We start from the raw sequence: 19,860 nt of genomic DNA, 5'->3' as shown, positions 1-19,860 counted from the left end.
CGAATGAATTCGTTGTTTATCCGGCGCATGGCGTTGGTCAGATCATCTCGGTCGAAGAGCAGGAAGTCGCGGGCATCTCGCTGGAGCTGTTCGTGATCGCGTTCGAGAAAGACAAGATGACGCTGCGGGTGCCCACCCATAAGGCGACAGAGATTGGCATGCGCGCGCTCAGCAGCCCTGACGTGATCAGCCATGCGATGAAAACCCTGAAGGGTAAGGCCAAGGTCAAACGCGCCATGTGGTCGCGCCGTGCGCAGGAATATGAGCAAAAGATCAACTCCGGTGATCTGATCGCCATCGCCGAAGTCGTACGCGACCTGCACCGCACCGACGACCAGCGCGAGCAAAGCTATTCCGAGCGTCAGCTGTATGAAGCTGCGCTTGAGCGTCTGACCCGTGAAGTTGCCGCCGTCGCCGGTGGGGACGAACTGGCGGCCTCCAAGCAGGTCGGTGATGTGTTGGAAAGCCGCGTCGCCGCTGCCTGATCGCAACCGTTAAATTTTGAAAAGCCGCGCCTGATATCATATCGGGCGCGGCTTTTTGGTGTCTGAAAGGGCGAGGGGGGCTACGACCCTTGGGTCTTATCCTCTTGGTCAATTCGGTTCAGGAAAGCGGTTTCCAGATCCTTTTGCAGCTCTTTCGCGCGCGCCACATAGGCTTTGTTCTCGCTTGGTGGGATGTCAGGCCGCCATAGGGCCGCCAGCTCGCGCACAGACGCACGGTCGTGCGAATAGAACATCCGCTGCGCCTCTGCCGCCTCGTAGTCGGAGAGCCCGAGGTTTTCCAACACATAGCGCCCCGCCCGAAGCGAGCTGTCGAACATCTCGCGCACGATGTCATTCGCGCCGGCTTGGTATTGTTGATACACATCCGTCCGGTCATGGGCGCGGGTTACGATATGCAGGTCGGGCCGTTCCTTGCGCGCATAGGCGATAAGCTGCAAGGCCGACTTGGGATCATCCAGCGCGACAACCAGAACCTTGGCATCGCGCAGACCGGCCTTACGCAGAATGTCAGCGCGGGTCGGATCACCCAGGAACGCCTTGAAGCCAAAGCGGCGCATGACGGCGATGGTTTCGGGGTTGTGGTCCAGAACGACGGTGCGAAAGCCACTGGCTTGCACCAGACGGTTCACAATCTGCCCGAACCGCCCGACACCCGCGATGATCACGGTGCCCTGCTCGTCAATCTCGTCCGCAACGATGGGGCCGGATTTCGTGTCCATCCGTTTGCTGATCTGGTCATAGGTGATGAACAGCAGCGGCGTGATCAGCATCGATAGGGCGACGACCAGCAACAATGTCTCGGCCACGTCATTGGGCATGACCCCCGTGGCGACCGAGAAGCTGACCAGCACAAAGCCGAATTCACCCGCCTGTGCCAGACCAAGTGCAAAGAGCCAGCGGTCGCGCCCTTGCAGCTTGAACAGGGTGCCAAGCCCGTAAAGGATCAGGCCCTTCACCAGAATAACCAGCAGCGCCATCCCAACAATGATGATCGTATCGGCGAACAGCAGGTCAAAGTTGATACCCGCCCCCACGGTGATGAAGAACAGCCCCAGTAGCAGCCCTTTGAACGGCTCGAGGTCGGTTTCCAGTTCGTGCCGAAATTCGCTGCTGGCCAGCACCACCCCCGCAAGGAAGGCCCCAAGTGCGGGCGACAGGCCCACCAGCATCATCAGAAAGGAAATCCCGACGACGATCAGCAGGGCCAAAGCGGTATACATCTCGCGCAGCTTGGCGGCGTGGATAAACCGGAAAACGGGGCGGGTGAAGAACACGCCGGTGATGATGATCCCGGCAATGGCACCCAAGGTGACCAGCGTTATGGCCCAACCCGGCAGCCCCTGCACCAGTGAAATTGCCGCCTGCGCGGTTTCCGCACCATGACCCGCCGCCGCAGGACCGTGCCCCGAGGCTGCCTCTGCCCCGTGGGCGGCATCCTCGGGGTTCACCGAGATCGACCCGTCCGGTCGCATTTGCGCGGGCAGCTGCGCCACAAGCAGCGGCAGAAACGCGAGGATCGGGATCACCGCGATATCCTGCGTCAGCAGCACCGAAAAGACGGACCGTCCGCCCGCTGTTTGCATCAAGCCCTTTTCAGACAGGGTTTGCAGCACGATCGCGGTTGACGACAGCGACAGCGTGAGACCGATCGCAATCGCCACACCCATCGGCTGGTCATAGGCCATCGCAATGCCCATCAGCGCCGCAGCGCTAAGCACGACCTGCATCCCGCCAAGCCCCAGCAGCCGGTGGCGCATGTTCCACAGGGCGCGGGGTTCAAGCTCTAGCCCGATGAGGAACAGCATCATCACCACACCAAATTCGGCGAAGTGCTGCAAATCCTTGGTTTCCGATCCGACCAGCCCGAAGGCCGGCCCGATCAGGATCCCCGCCGCGAGATATCCCAGCACCGACCCCAGCCCCAGACGCGATGCGATGGGAACCGCAATCACCGCCGCAGCGAGATAGATCGAGGCTTGAAACAGGAAACCTTCCATAAGGGGCATACTTTCTTTGTGTCGGGCAGGCCCCGAGCGGGTCAATCAGGTGGGCAAGGGCCCGTCTCGTTTAAGCTGATCCATAACGATCTGGCTATGCACTTTTGCGACAGCACCATGGGGGAGCAGCACATCATGGATGAGGCGGTTCAGGCTGGGCAGGTCTGCACAATAGACGCGCAGCAAATAATCCGCATCCCCCGTCATCGTCCAGGCGCTAACGATTTCGGGGCGGGTGGCCAAAAGCCGCGCAAAGCTGGCGGAATGTTCGGGGCCGTGGGTACCCAGATGGACCTGCACAAACCCCTGTACCGTCAGCCCCAGCCGTTCGGGGTTGAGCCGGGCCGTGTAGCCTTGGATATACCCTTCGGTTTCAAGCCGTTGCCGCCGCCGACCTGCTTGGGACGGGGATAGGTGCAGCTTCTCTCCCAACTCTTGAGCCGTGAGATGCGCGTTCTTTTGCAGCGCCGCCAGCAGGCGTTTATCGATATCATCTAATGTCATGCGGTATTCTCACATAGAATGATAAAACCATGCGTCAACCCCGCGCGAATAGCCAGTCACACTTGTATGTTTGCGCAAAGATAGCGTGGTTCCGGCGATAGACTGCGCACGAACGCTATTAAAGGAGCATCTCATGGGTCCGTTTCCGCATGACGCCGAAAAATCCAAAATAACCGATGAAAACCCGGCCGGCACCGACGGGTTCGAATTCGTCGAATTCGCCAGCGCCGACCCGCAGGAGCTTCGCGATCTATTTACCCGTATGGGCTATGCCCATGTGGCGAACCACAAAACGCAGAAAATCGAACTCTGGCAGCAGGGGGACATCACATATGTGCTGAACGCCGACCCTGACAGCTTTGCCGCAGGCTTTGTGGCCGAGCATGGCCCCTGTGCGCCGTCGATGGGCTGGCGGGTTGTGGATGCGCAAAAGGCGCTGGATCACGCTGTTGCCAAAGGGGCGGAGGAATATAAAGGCGCAGGCAAGGTGCTGGATGTGCCCGCGATCAAGGGGATCGGCGGGTCGTTAATCTACTTTGTGGATCAGTATTACGACACGTCGCCCTATAACGAGGAATACGACTGGATCGCGCAATCCAAACCCGCTGGCGTCGGTTTCTACTATCTCGATCACCTGACGCATAATGTGTTTAAGGGGAACATGGACGTCTGGTTCAAGTTCTACGGCGATCTGTTCAATTTTCGCGAGATCCGGTTTTTCGATATTGAAGGCAAGTTTACCGGCCTTACCTCGCGTGCGCTGACATCTCCCTGCGGCCGCATCCGTATCCCGATCAACGAGGATCGCGACGAGAAGGGGCAGATCGTGGCCTATCTCAAGAAATACAACGGCGAGGGGATCCAGCACATCGCCGTGGGCGCGCGGAACATCTATGATGCGACGGATGCCATTGCGGACAACGGGTTAAAATTCATGCCCGGCCCGCCCGAGACCTACTATAAGATGAGCAAGGATCGCGTCACCGGCCACCAAGAGCCGCTTGATCGGATGAAAAAACACGGCATCCTGATTGACGGGGAAGGGGTCGTCGATGGCGGCGAAACCCGCATTTTGTTGCAGATATTCTCGAAAACTGTCATCGGGCCGATCTTCTTCGAGTTTATCGAGCGTAAAGGGGACGACGGTTTTGGCGAAGGGAACTTCAAGGCGCTGTTCGAGAGCATCGAGCAAGAACAAATCGACAGTGGCGAGTTGAGCGAAGCCTGAAACGACAGAAAGCCGCATCTTCGGATGCGGCTTTTTCATGTAGCGAGCAGTCAGATCTTGCGGGGCTTAGCCGCGCGGCATCTTAAGCACGACATCGCGCCCGCGGCGGTTATACCGCAATTCGGCCTCGCCAATCGCGGAGACGCGGCCGCCATCCAGACGATCCCCGACGGCAACCTTCTGGTACCGCCCGTTGCTCAGCCGGATCAAGGCGCGGCGGCTTGAGGGTTTGCCGTAGACCCCGATCAGATTAATTTGACGCAGTTTGATCGCATTTTTCACAGTTGCCTGCTTCGAGACGGAGGCTTTCGACGGCACCGAAGGCTGTACCACCTGTGGCGTGACCGCAGCCGGCGCACTGGCGACCGTCACAGGCGCAGGCTGCGCCCGTTCGGCCCGACGTACGATGCGCGAAAAGTTACCGGGGCGCGTGTCTGGTCGCTTGGACACTTCTGTCGCGTATTGCGTCGCGTTGTTCACGGGCTCTTGCGGCAAGGCGGCTTTGATCGCGGCAGCTGCTGCCTCTGCTGCGGCGTCAACCTCGGCCTGTTTGGCTGCAGCGGCGGCCTTGATGACGTCGGCGCTGCGCAGGGTCGGGCGGAACGCGGCAAGCTCGTTGCGGGTAACCCCACCCAGATTAGCGCGCTCGTTCTGTTCGGGCAGATCCTCGGGGCGCAGCTTGGGGCGAAAGCCGAGCAGGGCGGCAACAACCGTATCCTCGACCTCTTCCTCTTCGACCGCACCGGGGCGGGCGAGGGTCGCCGGGGGCACACGGGCCGGTTGCCCGGCGAAAACCAAAACCCCATCCGCGTTCAACGTGCCATTCGGACTTGGAACAACCAGACCACGATCATCCAGTGTGAACGACGTGCCCGCCGCCGCCGGAGGGGCCGAGCTGATATCGACCGTATCCCCGCCAAAGGACGCGAGCGTCGGCAGTGCAACAGCGTCATTCGAGGTGCTGACGGGATCGATGCTGGTCATGAACAGATCATCCAGCGTCACCATCGACGGCGCTTTTGGTGTCTTTGGCGCGATGGCCCAAATGCCGGTTGTCGCGTATTTCGCTTCGATTTCCTGGGCGGTCAGCTCGCGTGGTTGCAGCTGCTGTGGCACGCGCATCGCGTCCAAAACCGCGCCGTCCTCATCGCTGAGCGTGGGATCAAGCGCGGCGACAGTGGTGTCAGCCGTAGTCTCGGGCCGGGCCTGCGGTACGATGGGGTCCTCACGGCTTTCCGCCTGCTGTTTGACCACCGGCTCTGGTGGGGCAGAAGCGGTCTGCGTGGTGTCACGACCGCCAAAGAGCCGCGAAAGCGCTAACCCATCATCAAGGAAGACAGACGCCCAAGCTGCGACGCCCGCGAGGAACACCAGCAAAGCTGCGGTCAGGACCAGCCCCAAAAAGCGCGGCTTTCCTCCGATGGACTGCTCTTTGCGGGCCCCGAAAACGGTCATCTGGTCGACTTCGCTGGCCCCGGTGGCAAGGGCCTTGCCGGGAATGGGGGCCGCTTTTGCGGCAATTGGTTTGGGCGGAGGTGGTGTCGCGCGGGGCTTGCGGCGTTTCAGAAAGCTGAAAGGCGACGACTTGGCAGGCTGTGTGTGTTTGGCACCGGTTAACGAACTGCTATCGGGGACCGGCCCGCCCGTGTGCGACAAAGGCTGCACGCTACCGCGCGCGGCGGCACCCGTGACGATGGGCGCGCTGCGTCGGCTGGAAAAATCCGCGGGGGCTTTGGTAGCGGCAGGTGCCGCGGGCGGGGCTTTGGAGACGGCGGGCGCGGGCTTGGGTGTCGCTGCCGCATTTTTTTCAACAGATGGCGCAGCTGGTTTCAGTGCCGCGGGTGCCGGTGCCTTGCCAGCTGACGCTTCGGGCGTTTTGGCGTGGGCGGGGGCCGACGCCTTGCTTGGCGGGGGCGTCACCGAGGGGGACGCGGGTGCAACGCGAGGCGGGTCAAGCTTTGCCGCTTTGGGCGCGGGGGCGTCTGCTGGTTTCTGGCTTGCAGGCTGAGGAGCATCAGCCGTCTTTGCTTCCGGCTTTGCGGCATCAGCCGCCGGAGCATCCGACGTGCTGTCACCCTCCTGCGACGCATCCGCCGTCACATCATCGGCTTTACCGGGGCTTTCCGTCTCAGCAGCCGTATCACCTTTCGGCGGCGAAGTATCCTCCGGCGGCAGCTCCACATCGCCCAGGATAACGAAAGGCCCTTTGTCACGCTCCACAGAATCGCCCGGCTCCAACCACTTGGGGGCGGAGTCTGTTGGGCCGAAAAACGCCTCGCCGGTAAAATCATGATCGTCGGACTGCGCGGCAAAGCTGACGGGGTGAAAACGATGCTCGGTCGCGAAGGCTTCGGCCTCGGCCAGTGTTTCGCGGGCGACGGCGGCGATATGCGTGCGGGGGCCGTCATTGCTGATGTCAAAGACAAGATCTTCGACGGCATAGGGCGTCGCGCCATCAAGCGCCACCTCGGCCTGTTCGCGCCGCGCCTGATCGCTAACCCCTGCGGTGTCGATCGTCATGTATTTGATTTGATCGTTCGGAATCAGTAGCTTACTGCGCAGGCCGCTCGGCTCTAGCGCGGTGGCGGTGCTGCGCAAGGCGGCCAGTTGGGCGGCCATATCCTCCGCGTCGACGGACACTTCGCCCACCTGCCGCCATCCATCAGGGGCGCGATGCAGCAGGCGAATACCTTCGAAGGAGAGAGACAGTGCAAAATTGGGCTTCATTGGAACGCTTTTGACTAGAGGCATTGGGACGGTGGGACATTCGGATGGCAGCAGATTGCCAATACCATGCGGATCGCCTGCAAAACAGAGCGCCCGTTCACAGCAAAAGAATAGAGCAGTAGTTTGCTCATGAAAAGAGCGGAGCGCAGAGGAGGCTTGCGGCAACTTAGGCGGGAGGTCACATATGTTGCCAAGGAATATCACAGTAAAAAAAGGTCATGAATATGCGAATGTTGAAAATTGCCGCGATCGTCTGTGCCGGTTTTGCGTCAGGGGCGTTGGCGCAACAAGCACCGCAGGGGATCACCGTGAATGGCGAGGGCATTGTATCGCTTGCCCCTGATACCGCGACGATCCGCTTGGGCGTGAGCGAGCGGGCGGCCTCTGCCTCGGACGCAATGGCGCAGACTTCGGAAAAAGTGCGCGGCATTCTAGACCAATTGGACACATTGAAGATCGCGGGCCTCGACCGTCAGACCAGCGGGCTTTACCTGCGGCCCGTCTATGACAATCGCCCCCGCGAAGATGCGTCCCCGGTGGAAGTATCGGGCTACGAGGCGGGTAACACCGTCAGCGTGACGGTTCGCGATCTAAGCAAACTTGGGCAATTGCTGGACGCGGTTGTGGCCGAGGGCGCGAATGATTTCAACGGCTTGCAATTCGGATTGCAGGATAATGCAGCGGCGCTGGCCAAGGCACGAGAGAGGGCCGTTGAGGATGCGATGGCGCGTGCGCAGCAGCTTGCAGATGCCGCTGGCGTTAAGCTTGGTAAACTCACCAGCATGTCCGAATCGAGCCAGGGTTTCCGCCCGATGGAAATGCGGGGTGCCCAGATGAAAACTATGGATATGCCCATCGAGACCGGAGAGATTGACATCAGCGCGCAAGTCACGCTGCAGTTCGAAATCGCCGAGGCTGACTAACCCTCTGCTGCCTCGCGGCATTTGAAGGTTTGAATGGGTAAACATACCCCCGCCGAAGGGTTGCTTTGGCGGGGGTCTTTTATTGGTCGTAACCTAAGCCGTCGCTTTGGCCAGCGCTTGATCTAGATCGGCGATCAGGTCGGCGGCATCCTCTGTTCCGATGGAGACGCGCACAACATTCGCGCCGGCACCCGCGGCTTCTTGCTGCTCGGGGCTAAGCTGTCGGTGCGTGGTGGAGGCAGAGTGGATGATCAGCGACCGGGTGTCGCCAAGATTTGCGACATGGCTGAAAATCTCCAACGCATTTACCAATTTGACGCAGGCGTCGTATCCGCCCTTCACCGCAAAGGTGAACAACCCGCCGGCCCCTTTGGGGCAAACGCTTTTCGCACGCTCGAAATAGGGCGAGGATTCGAGCCCCGCATAGGTGACATAGTCAACGCGGTCATCATTCTCGAGCCAAGTCGCGATTTTCTGGGCGTTTTCTACGTGGCGTTCCATGCGTAGCGAAAGTGTCTCTGTCCCCATCAGGGTATAATGCGCGGCCTGCGGGTTCATCGTCATGCCAAGATCCCGCAAACCGATGGCGATGCCGTGGAAAGTAAAGGCCAAGCCACCAAAGGTCTCGTGAAAGTTGAGACCGTGGTAAGCAGGTTCCGGTTGGCTCAGCGACGGGAATTTATCATTCGCGGACCAATCGAACTTGCCAGAATCCACAATACAGCCGCCTGTTACCGTGCCGTTGCCGGTCAGGTATTTCGTCGTCGAATGTACCACCAGAGTCGCGCCAAGTTCGATCGGGCGACAAAGGTAGGGCGTCGCCGTTGTGTTGTCGATGATCAGCGGAACGCCTGCCGCATCCGCCACGTCGGCAATGGCTCGTACGTCCATGATGTAGCCGCCAGGATTGGCAATGGCTTCGCCAAAGATCGCACGGGTATCGTCGTCAACCGCTGCTTTCACGGCATCAACGTCGTCAAAGTCTACAAACTTGCAAGACCAACCGAAACGTTTGATCGTTTGGCTGAACTGCGTCACCGTGCCCCCATATAGACGTGTAGAGGCGATAATGTTCTTGCCCGGCCCCATCAGCGGGAACAATGCCATAATCTGCGCCGCGTGCCCGGAAGAGCAACACACGGCACCAACGCCCCCCTCAAGCGTGGCGATGCGTTCCTGCAAGACAGCAACGGTCGGGTTCGTCAGGCGGGAATAGATGAACCCCACCTCTTGCAGGTTGAACAAAGCCGCCGCGTGGTCCGCATCGCGAAACACATAAGCCGTGGTTTGGTAGATCGGCGTCTGCCGCGCACCGGTCGCCGGATCAGGTTTGGCCCCTGCGTGTATCTGCAGGGTATCAAAACCATAGTTGGGGCTATCTGTCATCGTCGTTCTCCCTAAAATTGTCTTCAATATGGTTAGGTGAACCGATGTGAACGCACAAGCTGTAGGTCGCTTCTGTCACGCTTAGGAGGTTGTTTACCGACTCGGATAAAATGCGGTCGACGCTACCGCATCCAGTAGCCGTTTGATTTCAAACGATTCCGAATAGCCTGCTCTTTGCGCGGCAAGTTGTCCTGATCAAAGAGAGCCCGCGCCTTGCGACCGCGGCCTTGATAGACCATCCGCTTAATCGGCTCCGAACCCTTTAAAACTTTCTTCAGTTTATTTGGTGCTGCAATCGTTTCTAAAGTGTCAACGACGTGGTCCGGTTCGCGTGCGTAAAGCAATGGCAGCAGGCGATAGTGGCAGCTAACAGACCCGTCGATCAGCCCGTCAGGCAAGGTATCGCGCGCCCCACCAAGCGCATGAATAACCAGCGGCAACGCGACTTGGTCAAGCCAAGGGTCAAAAGACTGCGCGCACAGCTCTTCCGGCGCGTCATCCCGGATCGCCAGGGCATAGTGCAAAAACTTTTCACCAAATTCGTGAGGGCAGCGATAGAAGAAGAAACCTGCGTTGAAATACAGATACCGTTGCCAATAGTCGTCGGGCTGAGACAGGTCGAGGCTGCTGTCAAAATCTAGGTCAAACTTGTCGTAAAGGGATTTCCACAGACCGGCGTATTGTGGTCCGTACAGCTGGGGAACAGGCCATGTGTTTGTGCGCCGCATGGATGCCATCGGGCGGTCAAAGTCGAAGGGGACCGACATCAGGTCGCCAGTGATCAACGTGTCCGTATCGAAGAAAACGAAGGGCTCAGCTTTTGGAAGTCCATTGAGCATTTCGATTTTATTTCCATATGGATAGCTCTCGCCGAAGTGCTTTGTGTCAAACGGAATAACCTCTGCGCCAAGGTTGTGGAGCGCGCTGATAACATCGGGGTTCTTGATTCGTGGATCATCCGACCAAAGCGGGCCGGGCTGCGGCTCCATCACATAGAGTTTGCCCGAAAAATGGGGGCTGTGGTGGCGCAGCGATGCGGCAAACAACAGAGCCTCATAAGCCAGCCGCCCGTGTTGCCCGACGATCGCGATGTTGAAAGCCTGATCCGGCCGGGAAGCATGGGACACGGGTCACCCCTATCATTTCGTATGCGTTCTAAATGCATAAGATGTGTCACAAATTCACATCGGAACACAATGTATCAAACGGCTGTGCCGCTATACTTAAGGATAGTCGAAAAGGGGAAAGTGGTGGGCGACCCTGGAATCGAACCAGGCGTGCGTCTCCGCGAGGGAGTTACAGTCCCCTGCCACACCTTGCGGCCTGTCGCCCACTTTCACCCTGTGCATTGCACCGGATGTGAAGGCGTGATTACAAGCGGGCAGTATAGGCGTCAAGGCGAAAACCGGCGCGAAATGCAGGGAATTTTACCTTGCGATGAAAGATAGAAGGTTCGGCGATGAAAAAACCTAAGTGGGTTGTGCAAAAAGAGCAGGAAAAGAAGGCGGATGCGAACCAAACAGTTTGGTTGTTTGGCCTTCATGCAGTGCGCGACGCGTTGGAAAATCCCGCGCGTGAAAAGATTAAGCTGATGGTTACGCCGAATGCTCAGATCAAGCTGGAAGAGGCGATTGCCAGAGCCGGCATTGAACCAGAGGTCGTTGATCCGCGAAAATTCCGCCCGCCGCTGGACCCCGGGTCGGTGCATCAAGGAGCCGTACTAGAGGTCAAACCGCTGAGTTGGGGGGCGCTCAAGGATGTCTGCATCGGGGCTGAAGCACCGCGCGTGTTGCTGCTGGATCGGGTGACAGACCCGCATAACGTTGGTGCAATTCTGCGGTCCGCAGAGGTTTTAGGTGCATCGGCGGTTGTGGGCATGCGTCATCACGCTGCGCCCGAGACCGGGGCGCTTGCGAAAACAGCGAGTGGCGCGCTGGAGCGGCAGCCGTATTTGCGTGTCCGGAACCTAGCCGACGCGATCAAGGAGCTTCAATCGATGGGGTATCTTGTTCTTGGTCTGGACGGCGAAGCCGATATGACCGTCGAATCTGCGCTGGTGGGGAAGCGCGACCGTCCGGTGGCGCTTGTGCTGGGGGCCGAAGGGCCAGGTTTGCGTGAAAAAACCAAAGAAACCGTCGATGCGCTGGTCCGAATCGACGCAGGGGGCGGGTTCGGTTCGCTAAACGTGTCAAATGCAGCGGCAATCGCGCTATATGCGTCGCGGGATCACAGCTGAGCATAATTGCATGAATTACCCGACAAAAATCGCGACATGCTGTTTTTGCGGCAGCAAGGCAGCGCTGACATTGGGGGCAGGGCGGCACGAGCTGGCTTGCGCACAATGCGGCGCACCATTGCATGATCTGAAACAAATTCCGCTCCCTCGCGATTCTGAAAAGCCCAATACCAGCGGCAGGCCTGCGGCGGGGCTGCGGAAATTTCCACATGCCCAAGCGGCAGCTGCTATTCGCAAGCCTAAGCATCGAAAAGTGAAGAAAAAGAAAACCTGGATGACGAAGATCGGGCGTGAAGTCGCGGATGTGATCGACGATATATTTGACTAGTTTACGCTGCCAGAAGCGAGATTCGGCGGAAAATGGCTGGCGCATTCATCGTTTCTTCACGGATTTGTCACATGCTCTTTGAATGGAGCAAATCGTTCCTACCTATCGTGTATGACGGCGAGTTTGGAACTCTCGCCGATCACCTAACTGTCCCTCGTTCCATACCTTTGCGCCCTCACGATTATCGTCGAGGGCGCTTTTTTTTGAACCGTTAGAGGTTTAGTAAGAAGCATGACCTACACCGATACCCAATTGAAAAATATTCTGACGCAGACGAAGCGTATCGCGGTCGTGGGGGCTTCGTTGAAGCCGGTTCGGCCAAGCTATTATGTCGCGCGATATTTGAAGACCAAGGGCTACGTTATTGTTCCGGTAAATCCGGTGCATGCGGGGAAGACACTATTGGGGGTAACGGTGGTTTCGCAGCTGTCAGACATCGAAGGTGGCGTTGACATGGTCGATATTTTTAGACGGTCAGAGACTGTGCCAGAAATCGTTGACGAGGCATTAGAGGTGTTTCCTGATCTGGCGACGATCTGGATGCAAATCGGGGTGCAGCATCCTGAAGCTGCCGCAAAAGCAGAAGCAAAGGGCGTGACCGTTATTCAAAACAGATGCCCGAAGATTGAATATCAACGCCTTTTCGGCGAATTGCGCATGGGAGGCTTTGCAACGGGAATAATCTCAAGCAAGCTTTGACCCCAGTTTTCTACGCGCCACAAAATACACTGTGGTAAACGTGCCCCGTGTTAGCGGGCGGCTTTTTCAGCGAGGCCACTTTGCGCCTGTCGGCGGCTCAGTTCATCCAGTACATCTGACAGCGCGACGTCGCGGGATGCGAGCATGACAAGCAGGTGGTACAGCACATCTGCGGCTTCCGACGTCAGGCCAGCTTTATCGTCCTTCACGGCCTCGATGATCGCTTCGACCGCTTCTTCACCGAATTTTTCGGCGCATTTCTCGGGACCTTTTGCCAAAAGCTGCGCCGTCCAACTGCTTGATGGATCAGCATTTTTTCTTGATTGGATTGTTTCAAATAGATCGTCGAGCGTCATGAGAGCCTCATTGGGATACCGGCATCAGCCATGTGTTGTTTCGCCTGAGCGACCGTAAATTCGCCGAAGTGAAAGATCGAGGCTGCGAGCACCGCTGAAGCGCCGCCCTGAACGACGCCATCGACAAGATGATCCAGCGTTCCGACGCCGCCAGAGGCGATGACAGGCACAGAAACCGCGTCGGAAATTGCGCGCGTTAGCGGAATGTTAAACCCTTGCTTGGTACCGTCTCGATCCATTGAGGTAAGCAGAATCTCTCCTGCGCCTTTCTCTGTGACCGTCTTTGCGAATTCGACGGCATCTATGCCCGTGGGTTTGCGGCCACCGTGGGTGAAAATCTCCCACCTTCCGGGGGCGACGGTTTTCGCATCGATGGCACAGACGATGCACTGGCTGCCGAATTGGTCTGCTGCCTGCGCAATAATGTCCGGATTTGCCACCGCGGCAGAGTTGAAGCTGACCTTGTCGGCGCCAGCCAAAAGCAGGGCGCGAACATCTGCAACGGTGCGTACACCGCCGCCAACAGTAAGCGGGATATAGCAGTGTTCGGCTGTGCGTGTGACCAGGTCGAACATGGTACCACGGTTTTCGTGCGTGGCGTGGATATCAAGGAAACAAAGCTCGTCCGCCCCTGCAGCGTCATATGCGATCGCTGCGTCAACCGGGTCACCGGCATCGCGCAAGCCAACAAAATTAACGCCTTTGACAACGCGACCATCGGCGACATCGAGGCAGGGAATAATACGGGTCTTAAGCATGTCTTCTTTCTCGCGACGGGGCAGCGGAAAAAACCGTTGGAGGGCTGTCTGCCCTCCAAACCACCCGAGGATTTGAAACCATTTGGAAACTCAGGCGAGGGCCTTCAAAGCTTCGCTCAGGTCGATCGCGCCATCATAAAGCGCCCGGCCGGAAATGGCACCGGATATCACGCCAGTTTCTTTCAACGCCTCAAGGTCAGCAAGGGAGCTGACGCCCCCGGAGGCGATGACAGGAATATTGACGGCACGCGCCAAAGCGGCGGTGGCGTCAATGTTTGGACCGCCCATGGCCCCGTCTCGCATGATATCGGTGTAGATCAGCGCCGCGACACCTTCATCTTCGAAAGATTTAGCGAGATCTGTAACCATTACATCGGTTTCCTCAGCCCATCCCTTGGTTGCCACGCGACCATTTCTGGCGTCAATGCCGACCGCGACCTTGCCTGGAAAAGCACGCGCTGCTTCACGCACCAAAGCGGGATTTTCGACCGCGACAGTGCCCAGAATGACGCGTGCCAGACCCTTGTCCAGCCAAGCTTCGATCGTCGCCATATCGCGAATGCCGCCTCCCAACTGGGCGGGGACGTTGCAAGACTTCAAAATCGCTTCCACCGGGGCGGCATTGACCGGCGTCCCTGCGAAGGCACCGTTCAAGTCCACCAAGTGAAGCCAAGTGCAGCCCGCATCCACAAACTCACGTGCCTGCGCCGCGGGGTCATCGTTGAAAACAGTGGATTTTTCCATGTCGCCGTGCACAAGACGAACGGCTTGGCCGTCTTTAAGGTCAATAGCGGGGTAGAGGATCATAGTGTTGCCCTTGGCATTGGGGGAGTTGGTTTCAATTGCCACGGCGGGCGGGTTTTTGCAACGCGGCAGAGGTGTCCCCTACGTCAAGCTTGCCTGAATCGTCGTATTCGCTTCAATCTGAGAGCATATCGGGAGGATATATCATGAAAAGAACGATTATTGCGGCCATCGTTGGCATTGGTTTTGCAGGAACAGCCATGGCTGCTGACCCGGCGGTTGGCGTTTGGAAAACGCAACCGGATGACGGGGCTTATGCGCATGTCAAAATGACCCCCTGTGGTGGGGCGATCTGCGGTACGATTCAGCGGACGTTCAACGCGTCGGGCGAATACAAGTCTGAAAATATCGGAAAGCAGTTGGTCATCGACATGAAACCTGACGGGAGCGGCAAATATGCAGGTAAGGTTTGGCGACCTTCAAACAATAAAATCTACATCGGCAAGATGACCGTCGCCGGTAACAGCCTGAAACTGTCGGGCTGTGTCGCGGGCGGGTTGCTGTGTTCAAAGCAGGACTGGCAGCGGGTCCAGTAACCTTCATTTCCATCCCAAATGAGTGGGATTTGCGCGAATCGGGACGCGGGTGTAGAATATGCCCGCGCCTTGGTTTTTTGGTGCGTTGCTAAAAAGCTGTAAGGCATGTGTCGCTTGGGGGAGTGATACGATGTTTTTAACAAAATATATTTTCTATGCTGCTATTTTTGCAGCTTCTTCGACCACTGTATTTGCTGATGTAGTTGAAGGTGTCTGGAAATCTGCGCCGGATGTTAACGGATTGGTTGTTCACGTACGGGCGAAGCCCTGCGGGCCTGCGTTATGCGGGACAGTCGAGCGTGCCAAGGATCGGCGTGGATATGACAAACGCTCTACAGCGGTTGGCAAACGGGTCTTCTGGGATATGAAGCCGCAACCAGACGGAAGCTATGTCGGCACGTTGCTGGAGCCTTCTGCCTCAAAAAAACATAAGGCGAAGATGTTGGTCGACGGCAATGCGATGCGGTTACAGACCTGCACAGGAAATGCTTGCGACGAAATGATCTGGACCCGCCTTCGGTAGAAGGCGGTGCCCGGTTCAGGGGCGCCAGTTCAGAAAGTTCGCAATCATACGAAGGCCGGTTGTCTGGCTTTTTTCCGGGTGGAATTGCATGCCGATCATGGTGTCACGGCCGATAACAGCAGTGACGTCACCAGCATAATCGACATGCGCCAACCGCTCGGACTCGTCCTGTACATCCATATGGAAACTATGGACAAAATACGTGTGATCCCCGGTTTCGATTCCGTCGAAAACGGGGTGAGGGTGGTCTATGACAAGGTCGTTCCATCCCATATGCGGTACTTTTAGGGATGGGTCGCGTGGCGTGATCTTGGTCACTTCGCCACTGATCCAGCCCAGGCCTGCTGTGTCTTCATACTCGCGCCCCATGGATGCCATCAACTGCATGCCCACACAGATCCCGAGAAAGGGGCGGCCCTTGTCGACGGCGGATTCAACCATTGCGGCATAGATGCCGCTTTGACCTTTCAGCGCGGCCATGCAGGAGGGGAATGCACCATCGCCGGGCAGGACAAGGCGGTCGGCGCGCGCCACGACATCGGCGTCAGCAGTGACCACCACATCGCCAGCATTACACTCACGCGCCATCCGTTCGAACGCCTTATGCGCCGAATGAAGGTTTCCCGATTCGTAATCGATAATCGCAGTTAACATCGTTACAGCGCACCCTTGGTCGAGGGGATATCAGAAGATTTCCGAGGGTCGGTTTCTACCGCTTCGCGCAGGGCGCGGGCGACAGATTTAAAGACGGCCTCGGCGATGTGGTGGCTGTTCAGGCCATGCAGCATATCAATGTGCAAGGTGATCCCGCCATGCGTGCTGAGCGCCTGGAAAAACTCCCGTACCAATTCGCTGTCGAAATTCCCGATTTTTGCAGTCGGCAGGTCCACATTCCAGATCAAGAAAGGCCGCGCCGACAGATCAAGCGCGGTACGCACCAAGGCATCGTCCATTGGGAGCAGGCACGCGCCGTAGCGGCGAATGCCGCGTTTGTCGCCCAATGCGGTGCTTAGCGCTTGGCCCAGCGTGATCCCAACGTCCTCGACGGTGTGGTGGTCATCAATGTGAAGATCGCCGTTTGCGCTGATTTTCATATCGATCAATGAGTGACGCGCCAGTTGATCCAGCATGTGATCGAAGAACCCGATGCCCGTGTGGTTGGCGTAGGACCCTGTCCCGTCGAGGTTGATTTCGACGCTGATCTCGGTCTCTGCGGTCGAGCGATTGATGGTGGTCTGGCGCATATGAATATCTCCGTCTTTCGGGCTCTTATAGCAGGGCAGGCCGTCGCGCCAAGACAAAGCGTTTCGATGCCGATCGGTCCCAATCAGCGATTGCGGCTGTTGCCCCCTTATGTCAGCTTGGACGTGTTGTAACCAGCCTAAGGCCTGTCCATGTCTACCTGCGTTTTTATCCAGATCCGGTGCCGGCCCGGCAGTACGTATCGCGTTGCCGAAGAGGTCGCGCTGCGGGAAATACACTCCGAGCTGTATTCAACCTCTGGTGATTACGATCTTTTGATGAAGCTTTATATTCCTTCGGGAAAAGATATTGGCGTTTACATCAACGATAACCTTCTGGACATCGAAGGGATTGAACGTTCGCTTACAACGATGACGTTCAAAGCGTTTTGAGGCTCCTGCTTTCTGCGCTTCTTTGCGGATCTGTTCTTTGGGGGCCAGCGCATGCGCTTACCTATGAAGGGGAAGAGGCCGCGGCGCTGCGCTGCGCCAATATGATCGCCTATACGGCGGTGACCTTGGCGCGTGCGGACATGATCGGTGAGGATGAGAAGACCATCATGCTGGGCGTAACGGTCCTGATCCTAGAACGCCATGTGAGCGGCACACGGGCGCAAAAGAAATCGGCCATGGGCAAAATGCGCGACCGCCGCTCGATCGATCAGACGCTAGAGGATTACCGCAAACATGCGGCACAGTGTCTGGTGCAATTCCCGATCAACTAGGATCAGGCGGCGGCGCATTTGCTTGCATAGCGCATTTCAGCGCGCGATAGCGCCCGTTCGAAGGTCTTTTTCACCCGTTGGGTCCGGTTCGCATTCGGGGCTATGGGCGTGCCGACTGACAGGCTGATGCTATCTGCCGTCAGATCATCGCTTAGCAAGTTCAGCGCATCCAGCTTGGCCTGTAGGCCAGCCTCCATCCGGTCCCATTCGGGCAGGTTCGGGTCGCGCGTAATACACAGGAAGGCACCGTTGCCTTCGTAGGACATCAGCAGATGGGGGCAGGTGATAAGGTCGGTCAGGGTTTCTGCCACGCTGGTGAGGATATGAAGGAACCCCTGTTGTGACGTTTCTTCGAAAATACGTTCCGCATCATCAATGGACACGCCGAAAACCTGATAGTTGTCCAGTTCGCTCCGATCGAGCTGCGTAATGTAGTTCCCAAGGGAGAATGACAGGATCAGCCTGCCGACATTCGCCAAAAAGACCTTGTCGGCCAGTGTGATATCTTCAGCTACCTGTGTGCCTTCTTTGGACAGGTCGCTCGCGTCGATGCGCTTGATGGTCTTGGACGACACCAACAGGCGTTCGGCCACGCGAATGCGGTTGTAGATGTCCTTCAGGTTAAATGGCTTGGCGATGTAGTCATTCGCACCGGCGGCAAACGCTTTCTCGATAGAGATCGAATCTGTCTTCGCCGTCAGCATCAAAATCGGTTTATCCTCATACCCGGGGACAGTGCGAATTCTTCGGCAAAGCTCGATCCCGTCCATTTCCGGCATATCGACGTCCAGCAGCATGCAATCGAATGGCACCTTCTGAGCTTTGATCATGTCGAGAGCAGCCGGGCCCGAAGGGGCAGTGTGCAGATCGTTCAGGTCTGCCTGTTCAAACATCGCGGGAAGGAGTTCTAGAATGAATGGATCATCGTCGACTGCTAGAATTTTCAATTTGGTCTCCTTCCAAGATTTGCTTCGGGGCTCCGAGGCAACCTATGTCGAACTCCCTAAACGATAGTGAACAAAACCGGCAACAATATGACTTTTTAAAAAATTCACCCTGTGCGGGAACTATGGGCATTTGTGGCACGAAGGTGAATAGATAAACGTTAACGTCGGAAAACTTCATGGCGAACATGCCGTAAAATCGGCATAATTTTCATCTATTCGTCGCGAATACGTCTAGCTCAACGGATCCATGTAATGAAAACCACTGTTCTAACGATTTCCCTCGCCGCTGCTGTTCTTGTTTCAGGATGTGCTGCGCCCACTGCCGATCGCGCTGCGCAATTCGGCCCTTCGTCCGGCACGCTAAGCTTCAAAGAAAACCGTGAGAACGACGCCGGTATGGTGGAGCAAACCGCCGCGCTTGACGCGTTGATGCGCGATATTGTCCGCAACTCCACAATCAAGCATGCCGCGGTTGGTGCCGCGGTGGGCTGCGGTATCTCGGTGCTTGCCGCATCCGATGCCTCGGGCTGCCTGCGAGCCGCTGCGGCCGGTGGCGTTGTTGGTGCGGTGAGCGGGAATCTCGCTGGCAAACGAGAAGTCGCCCAACGGATGGAGCTGGTTTCCGCGAATGACCTTGTGCGCAATATCCGCAAGTCCAACGACCAGCTGGATGATATCACGACACATCTTCCCCAGATGCTCGCACAGCAGCAAGAAGATGTGGCGACGTTGAATCAGCTCAAGGCCTCAGGGGCGATTTCGGAGGATGCTTATGACGCGCAGCTTGCCGATATACGCACCAGCCGCGCAGAGGTCGCCGAGGCGTTGGTTCTGTCGGCCGACCAGGCGAAGCTGGCGCAGAACAACTTGGCCGAAGCGGCCGATCAGGGTCAAACCGGTTTGGAGTGGCACATTCGCGCCATCGAACAGATGGAACGTGAAACACTATCAGCACGATCGACGATATCTCTTCTTTAAGCAGAAAATAATTGCGTTACCGGCGTTTGCTGTATGGCGGCCGTGTTCATAGTGCCATCATTCGAACGGGTATATGCCGACGCAGGCGGGTGCTATCAGCGCCCGCCTTTTTCTTTTGATAACAGCGGTCTTTGACTGACGCTAGGCGTCGGCAGAAACTCGTTGGGTGCCATATAGAAACGTGCTCTGTGTTTGGCTCTGGCGCACGCGCCTGGGGCGTTTGATCCAACTCATCAGCGATGATCCACAAGGACAGGCAGAGCGCGTAGAGCCTCGCGAATATCCACGTGCCCCAGCTTCGTTGGCACTGGCCTGAGACGACTCAGGTGCTCTCGTAGCAGCGGGGGAGGGGTATCGGGCGCTGTTGTGCTGCTGCCCTCAGAGAGAGGCCTAGGGAACCGTTGTAGGCCACAGAGTGAGGGCATTTCAGCGGTGAAAGCTTTGTCACGTGCCGCTTG

Annotated in this window: 22 protein-coding genes and 1 tRNA gene; 11 read left to right on the top strand and 12 right to left on the bottom strand. The window is 57.5% G+C overall.

Annotated features, from left to right (window positions below):
- The coding region (locus EE36_RS16920; RefSeq protein ID WP_005854329.1) for a CarD family transcriptional regulator at nucleotides 1-485 on the top strand (485 nt) is incomplete at its 5' end.
- A gap of 80 nt (nucleotides 486-565) precedes the next feature.
- Here the strand turns inward: EE36_RS16920 and EE36_RS16915 are convergent.
- Nucleotides 566-2,503, bottom strand: a complete 1,938-nt coding sequence (locus tag EE36_RS16915; protein ID WP_005854327.1) for a cation:proton antiporter — start codon at nucleotides 2,501-2,503, stop codon at nucleotides 566-568.
- Nucleotides 2,504-2,548: 45 nt separating this feature from the next.
- The gene (locus tag EE36_RS16910) at nucleotides 2,549-3,007 is read right to left on the bottom strand and encodes an Lrp/AsnC family transcriptional regulator (protein WP_005854326.1); all 459 of its coding nucleotides are present in this window, start codon (nucleotides 3,005-3,007) and stop codon (nucleotides 2,549-2,551) included.
- Nucleotides 3,008-3,140: 133 nt separating this feature from the next.
- Here EE36_RS16910 and hppD point away from each other — a divergent pair, with 133 nt between their 5' ends.
- On the top strand, nucleotides 3,141-4,235 hold the full coding sequence (gene hppD, locus EE36_RS16905; protein WP_005854325.1) for a 4-hydroxyphenylpyruvate dioxygenase: 1,095 nt from the start codon (nucleotides 3,141-3,143) through the stop codon (nucleotides 4,233-4,235).
- A 66-nt stretch (nucleotides 4,236-4,301) separates the two neighbouring features.
- Here hppD and EE36_RS16900 read toward each other — a convergent pair whose 3' ends face one another.
- Nucleotides 4,302-6,962 (bottom strand): hypothetical protein, encoded by a 2,661-nt coding sequence (locus EE36_RS16900; RefSeq protein ID WP_005854314.1) that lies wholly within the window; start codon nucleotides 6,960-6,962, stop codon nucleotides 4,302-4,304.
- A 224-nt stretch (nucleotides 6,963-7,186) separates the two neighbouring features.
- Between EE36_RS16900 and EE36_RS16895 the strand changes: the two genes are divergently transcribed.
- Nucleotides 7,187-7,885, top strand: coding sequence for an SIMPL domain-containing protein (locus EE36_RS16895; RefSeq protein ID WP_254655600.1), 699 nt, complete (start codon nucleotides 7,187-7,189; stop codon nucleotides 7,883-7,885).
- A gap of 93 nt (nucleotides 7,886-7,978) precedes the next feature.
- Here EE36_RS16895 and EE36_RS16890 read toward each other — a convergent pair whose 3' ends face one another.
- The 3 genes from EE36_RS16890 to EE36_RS17515 all read right to left on the bottom strand — a co-directional run bounded on the left by EE36_RS16890 (nucleotide 7,979) and on the right by EE36_RS17515 (nucleotide 10,603).
- Nucleotides 7,979-9,271 carry an O-acetylhomoserine aminocarboxypropyltransferase/cysteine synthase family protein gene (locus tag EE36_RS16890; protein ID WP_005854311.1) on the bottom strand — a complete coding sequence of 431 codons (1,293 nt, stop codon included), beginning with the start codon at nucleotides 9,269-9,271 and terminating at the stop codon, nucleotides 7,979-7,981.
- A 122-nt stretch (nucleotides 9,272-9,393) separates the two neighbouring features.
- Nucleotides 9,394-10,398: a hypothetical protein gene (locus EE36_RS16885; protein WP_005854309.1), complete on the bottom strand. Its 1,005-nt coding sequence runs from the start codon at nucleotides 10,396-10,398 to the stop codon at nucleotides 9,394-9,396.
- A gap of 121 nt (nucleotides 10,399-10,519) precedes the next feature.
- A tRNA-Tyr gene (locus tag EE36_RS17515) sits at nucleotides 10,520-10,603 on the bottom strand.
- Between the two features lie 127 nt (nucleotides 10,604-10,730).
- Here EE36_RS17515 and rlmB point away from each other — a divergent pair.
- From rlmB to EE36_RS16870, 3 genes are all read left to right on the top strand, one after another.
- On the top strand, nucleotides 10,731-11,507 hold the full coding sequence (gene rlmB, locus EE36_RS16880; protein WP_005854307.1) for a 23S rRNA (guanosine(2251)-2'-O)-methyltransferase RlmB: 777 nt from the start codon (nucleotides 10,731-10,733) through the stop codon (nucleotides 11,505-11,507).
- A gap of 10 nt (nucleotides 11,508-11,517) precedes the next feature.
- Nucleotides 11,518-11,835 carry a hypothetical protein gene (locus tag EE36_RS16875; protein WP_039912131.1) on the top strand — a complete coding sequence of 106 codons (318 nt, stop codon included), beginning with the start codon at nucleotides 11,518-11,520 and terminating at the stop codon, nucleotides 11,833-11,835.
- A 231-nt stretch (nucleotides 11,836-12,066) separates the two neighbouring features.
- Complete coding sequence (locus EE36_RS16870) at nucleotides 12,067-12,534, top strand: CoA-binding protein (protein ID WP_005854306.1); 468 nt, start codon at nucleotides 12,067-12,069, stop codon at nucleotides 12,532-12,534.
- A 50-nt stretch (nucleotides 12,535-12,584) separates the two neighbouring features.
- Here EE36_RS16870 and EE36_RS16865 read toward each other — a convergent pair whose 3' ends face one another.
- From EE36_RS16865 to hisA, 3 genes are all read right to left on the bottom strand, one after another.
- Nucleotides 12,585-12,890 (bottom strand): phosphoribosyl-ATP diphosphatase, encoded by a 306-nt coding sequence (locus EE36_RS16865; RefSeq protein ID WP_005854305.1) that lies wholly within the window; start codon nucleotides 12,888-12,890, stop codon nucleotides 12,585-12,587.
- Nucleotides 12,887-13,648, bottom strand: a complete 762-nt coding sequence (gene hisF, locus EE36_RS16860; RefSeq protein ID WP_005854304.1) for an imidazole glycerol phosphate synthase subunit HisF — start codon at nucleotides 13,646-13,648, stop codon at nucleotides 12,887-12,889. The genes EE36_RS16865 and hisF overlap by 4 nt, the downstream gene beginning before the upstream one ends.
- Before the next feature lie 90 nt (nucleotides 13,649-13,738).
- Nucleotides 13,739-14,455 (bottom strand): 1-(5-phosphoribosyl)-5-[(5-phosphoribosylamino)methylideneamino]imidazole-4-carboxamide isomerase, encoded by a 717-nt coding sequence (hisA, locus tag EE36_RS16855; RefSeq protein ID WP_005854303.1) that lies wholly within the window; start codon nucleotides 14,453-14,455, stop codon nucleotides 13,739-13,741.
- Between the two features lie 143 nt (nucleotides 14,456-14,598).
- Here hisA and EE36_RS16850 point away from each other — a divergent pair, with 143 nt between their 5' ends.
- Both EE36_RS16850 and EE36_RS16845 read left to right on the top strand, forming a co-directional pair.
- Nucleotides 14,599-14,988 (top strand): DUF2147 domain-containing protein, encoded by a 390-nt coding sequence (locus tag EE36_RS16850; RefSeq protein WP_005854302.1) that lies wholly within the window; start codon nucleotides 14,599-14,601, stop codon nucleotides 14,986-14,988.
- Nucleotides 14,989-15,118: 130 nt separating this feature from the next.
- Nucleotides 15,119-15,511 carry a DUF2147 domain-containing protein gene (locus EE36_RS16845; protein WP_005854300.1) on the top strand — a complete coding sequence of 131 codons (393 nt, stop codon included), beginning with the start codon at nucleotides 15,119-15,121 and terminating at the stop codon, nucleotides 15,509-15,511.
- Nucleotides 15,512-15,526: 15 nt separating this feature from the next.
- Here the strand turns inward: EE36_RS16845 and hisH are convergent, their stop codons facing one another.
- Together hisH and hisB are read right to left on the bottom strand one after the other, a co-directional pair.
- Nucleotides 15,527-16,165: an imidazole glycerol phosphate synthase subunit HisH gene (gene hisH / locus EE36_RS16840; RefSeq protein ID WP_005854298.1), complete on the bottom strand. Its 639-nt coding sequence runs from the start codon at nucleotides 16,163-16,165 to the stop codon at nucleotides 15,527-15,529.
- A gap of 2 nt (nucleotides 16,166-16,167) precedes the next feature.
- Nucleotides 16,168-16,755: an imidazoleglycerol-phosphate dehydratase HisB gene (hisB, locus tag EE36_RS16835; RefSeq protein ID WP_005854296.1), complete on the bottom strand. Its 588-nt coding sequence runs from the start codon at nucleotides 16,753-16,755 to the stop codon at nucleotides 16,168-16,170.
- Nucleotides 16,756-16,905: 150 nt separating this feature from the next.
- Here hisB and EE36_RS16830 point away from each other — a divergent pair, with 150 nt between their 5' ends.
- Together EE36_RS16830 and EE36_RS16825 are read left to right on the top strand one after the other, a co-directional pair.
- The gene (locus tag EE36_RS16830) at nucleotides 16,906-17,145 is read left to right on the top strand and encodes an Lrp/AsnC ligand binding domain-containing protein (protein WP_005854294.1); all 240 of its coding nucleotides are present in this window, start codon (nucleotides 16,906-16,908) and stop codon (nucleotides 17,143-17,145) included.
- A 101-nt stretch (nucleotides 17,146-17,246) separates the two neighbouring features.
- Nucleotides 17,247-17,477 carry a hypothetical protein gene (locus EE36_RS16825; RefSeq protein ID WP_235183796.1) on the top strand — a complete coding sequence of 77 codons (231 nt, stop codon included), beginning with the start codon at nucleotides 17,247-17,249 and terminating at the stop codon, nucleotides 17,475-17,477.
- A gap of 2 nt (nucleotides 17,478-17,479) precedes the next feature.
- Here EE36_RS16825 and EE36_RS16820 read toward each other — a convergent pair whose 3' ends face one another.
- The gene (locus EE36_RS16820) at nucleotides 17,480-18,424 is read right to left on the bottom strand and encodes a PleD family two-component system response regulator (RefSeq protein ID WP_005854289.1); all 945 of its coding nucleotides are present in this window, start codon (nucleotides 18,422-18,424) and stop codon (nucleotides 17,480-17,482) included.
- 252 nt (nucleotides 18,425-18,676) lie between these two features.
- Between EE36_RS16820 and EE36_RS16815 the strand changes: the two genes are divergently transcribed.
- Complete coding sequence (locus tag EE36_RS16815) at nucleotides 18,677-19,402, top strand: hypothetical protein (RefSeq protein ID WP_005854286.1); 726 nt, start codon at nucleotides 18,677-18,679, stop codon at nucleotides 19,400-19,402.
- Nucleotides 19,403-19,860: the final 458 nt, after the last annotated feature.

This window comes from Sulfitobacter sp. EE-36 (assembly GCF_000152605.1).
In the GTDB taxonomy this organism is placed as follows: Bacteria; Pseudomonadota; Alphaproteobacteria; order Rhodobacterales; family Rhodobacteraceae; genus Sulfitobacter; species Sulfitobacter pontiacus.
The sequence above is the reverse complement of the archived record's forward strand: the minus strand, read 5'-3'. Positions and strand labels throughout refer to the sequence as shown.

Excerpts from the sequence above, each read along its gene's own strand:
- EE36_RS16875 (WP_039912131.1), top strand. The coding sequence starts at position 11,518 with ATGAATTACCCGACAAAAATCGCGACATGCTGTTTTTGCGGCAGCAAG.
- EE36_RS16910 (WP_005854326.1), bottom strand. The coding sequence starts at position 3,007 with ATGACATTAGATGATATCGATAAACGCCTGCTGGCGGCGCTGCAAAAG.
- hisB (WP_005854296.1), bottom strand. The coding sequence starts at position 16,755 with ATGCGCCAGACCACCATCAATCGCTCGACCGCAGAGACCGAGATCAGC.
- EE36_RS16915 (WP_005854327.1), bottom strand. The coding sequence starts at position 2,503 with ATGGAAGGTTTCCTGTTTCAAGCCTCGATCTATCTCGCTGCGGCGGTG.
- hisA (WP_005854303.1), bottom strand. The coding sequence starts at position 14,455 with ATGATCCTCTACCCCGCTATTGACCTTAAAGACGGCCAAGCCGTTCGT.
- EE36_RS16895 (WP_254655600.1), top strand. The coding sequence starts at position 7,187 with ATGCGAATGTTGAAAATTGCCGCGATCGTCTGTGCCGGTTTTGCGTCA.
- hisF (WP_005854304.1), bottom strand. The coding sequence starts at position 13,648 with ATGCTTAAGACCCGTATTATTCCCTGCCTCGATGTCGCCGATGGTCGC.
- EE36_RS16870 (WP_005854306.1), top strand. The coding sequence starts at position 12,067 with ATGACCTACACCGATACCCAATTGAAAAATATTCTGACGCAGACGAAG.
- EE36_RS16900 (WP_005854314.1), bottom strand. The coding sequence starts at position 6,962 with ATGAAGCCCAATTTTGCACTGTCTCTCTCCTTCGAAGGTATTCGCCTG.
- hisH (WP_005854298.1), bottom strand. The coding sequence starts at position 16,165 with ATGTTAACTGCGATTATCGATTACGAATCGGGAAACCTTCATTCGGCG.
- EE36_RS16825 (WP_235183796.1), top strand. The coding sequence starts at position 17,247 with ATGATCGCCTATACGGCGGTGACCTTGGCGCGTGCGGACATGATCGGT.
- EE36_RS16850 (WP_005854302.1), top strand. The coding sequence starts at position 14,599 with ATGAAAAGAACGATTATTGCGGCCATCGTTGGCATTGGTTTTGCAGGA.
- rlmB (WP_005854307.1), top strand. The coding sequence starts at position 10,731 with ATGAAAAAACCTAAGTGGGTTGTGCAAAAAGAGCAGGAAAAGAAGGCG.
- EE36_RS16865 (WP_005854305.1), bottom strand. The coding sequence starts at position 12,890 with ATGACGCTCGACGATCTATTTGAAACAATCCAATCAAGAAAAAATGCT.
- EE36_RS16815 (WP_005854286.1), top strand. The coding sequence starts at position 18,677 with ATGAAAACCACTGTTCTAACGATTTCCCTCGCCGCTGCTGTTCTTGTT.
- EE36_RS16830 (WP_005854294.1), top strand. The coding sequence starts at position 16,906 with ATGTCTACCTGCGTTTTTATCCAGATCCGGTGCCGGCCCGGCAGTACG.
- EE36_RS16845 (WP_005854300.1), top strand. The coding sequence starts at position 15,119 with ATGTTTTTAACAAAATATATTTTCTATGCTGCTATTTTTGCAGCTTCT.
- hppD (WP_005854325.1), top strand. The coding sequence starts at position 3,141 with ATGGGTCCGTTTCCGCATGACGCCGAAAAATCCAAAATAACCGATGAA.
- EE36_RS16890 (WP_005854311.1), bottom strand. The coding sequence starts at position 9,271 with ATGACAGATAGCCCCAACTATGGTTTTGATACCCTGCAGATACACGCA.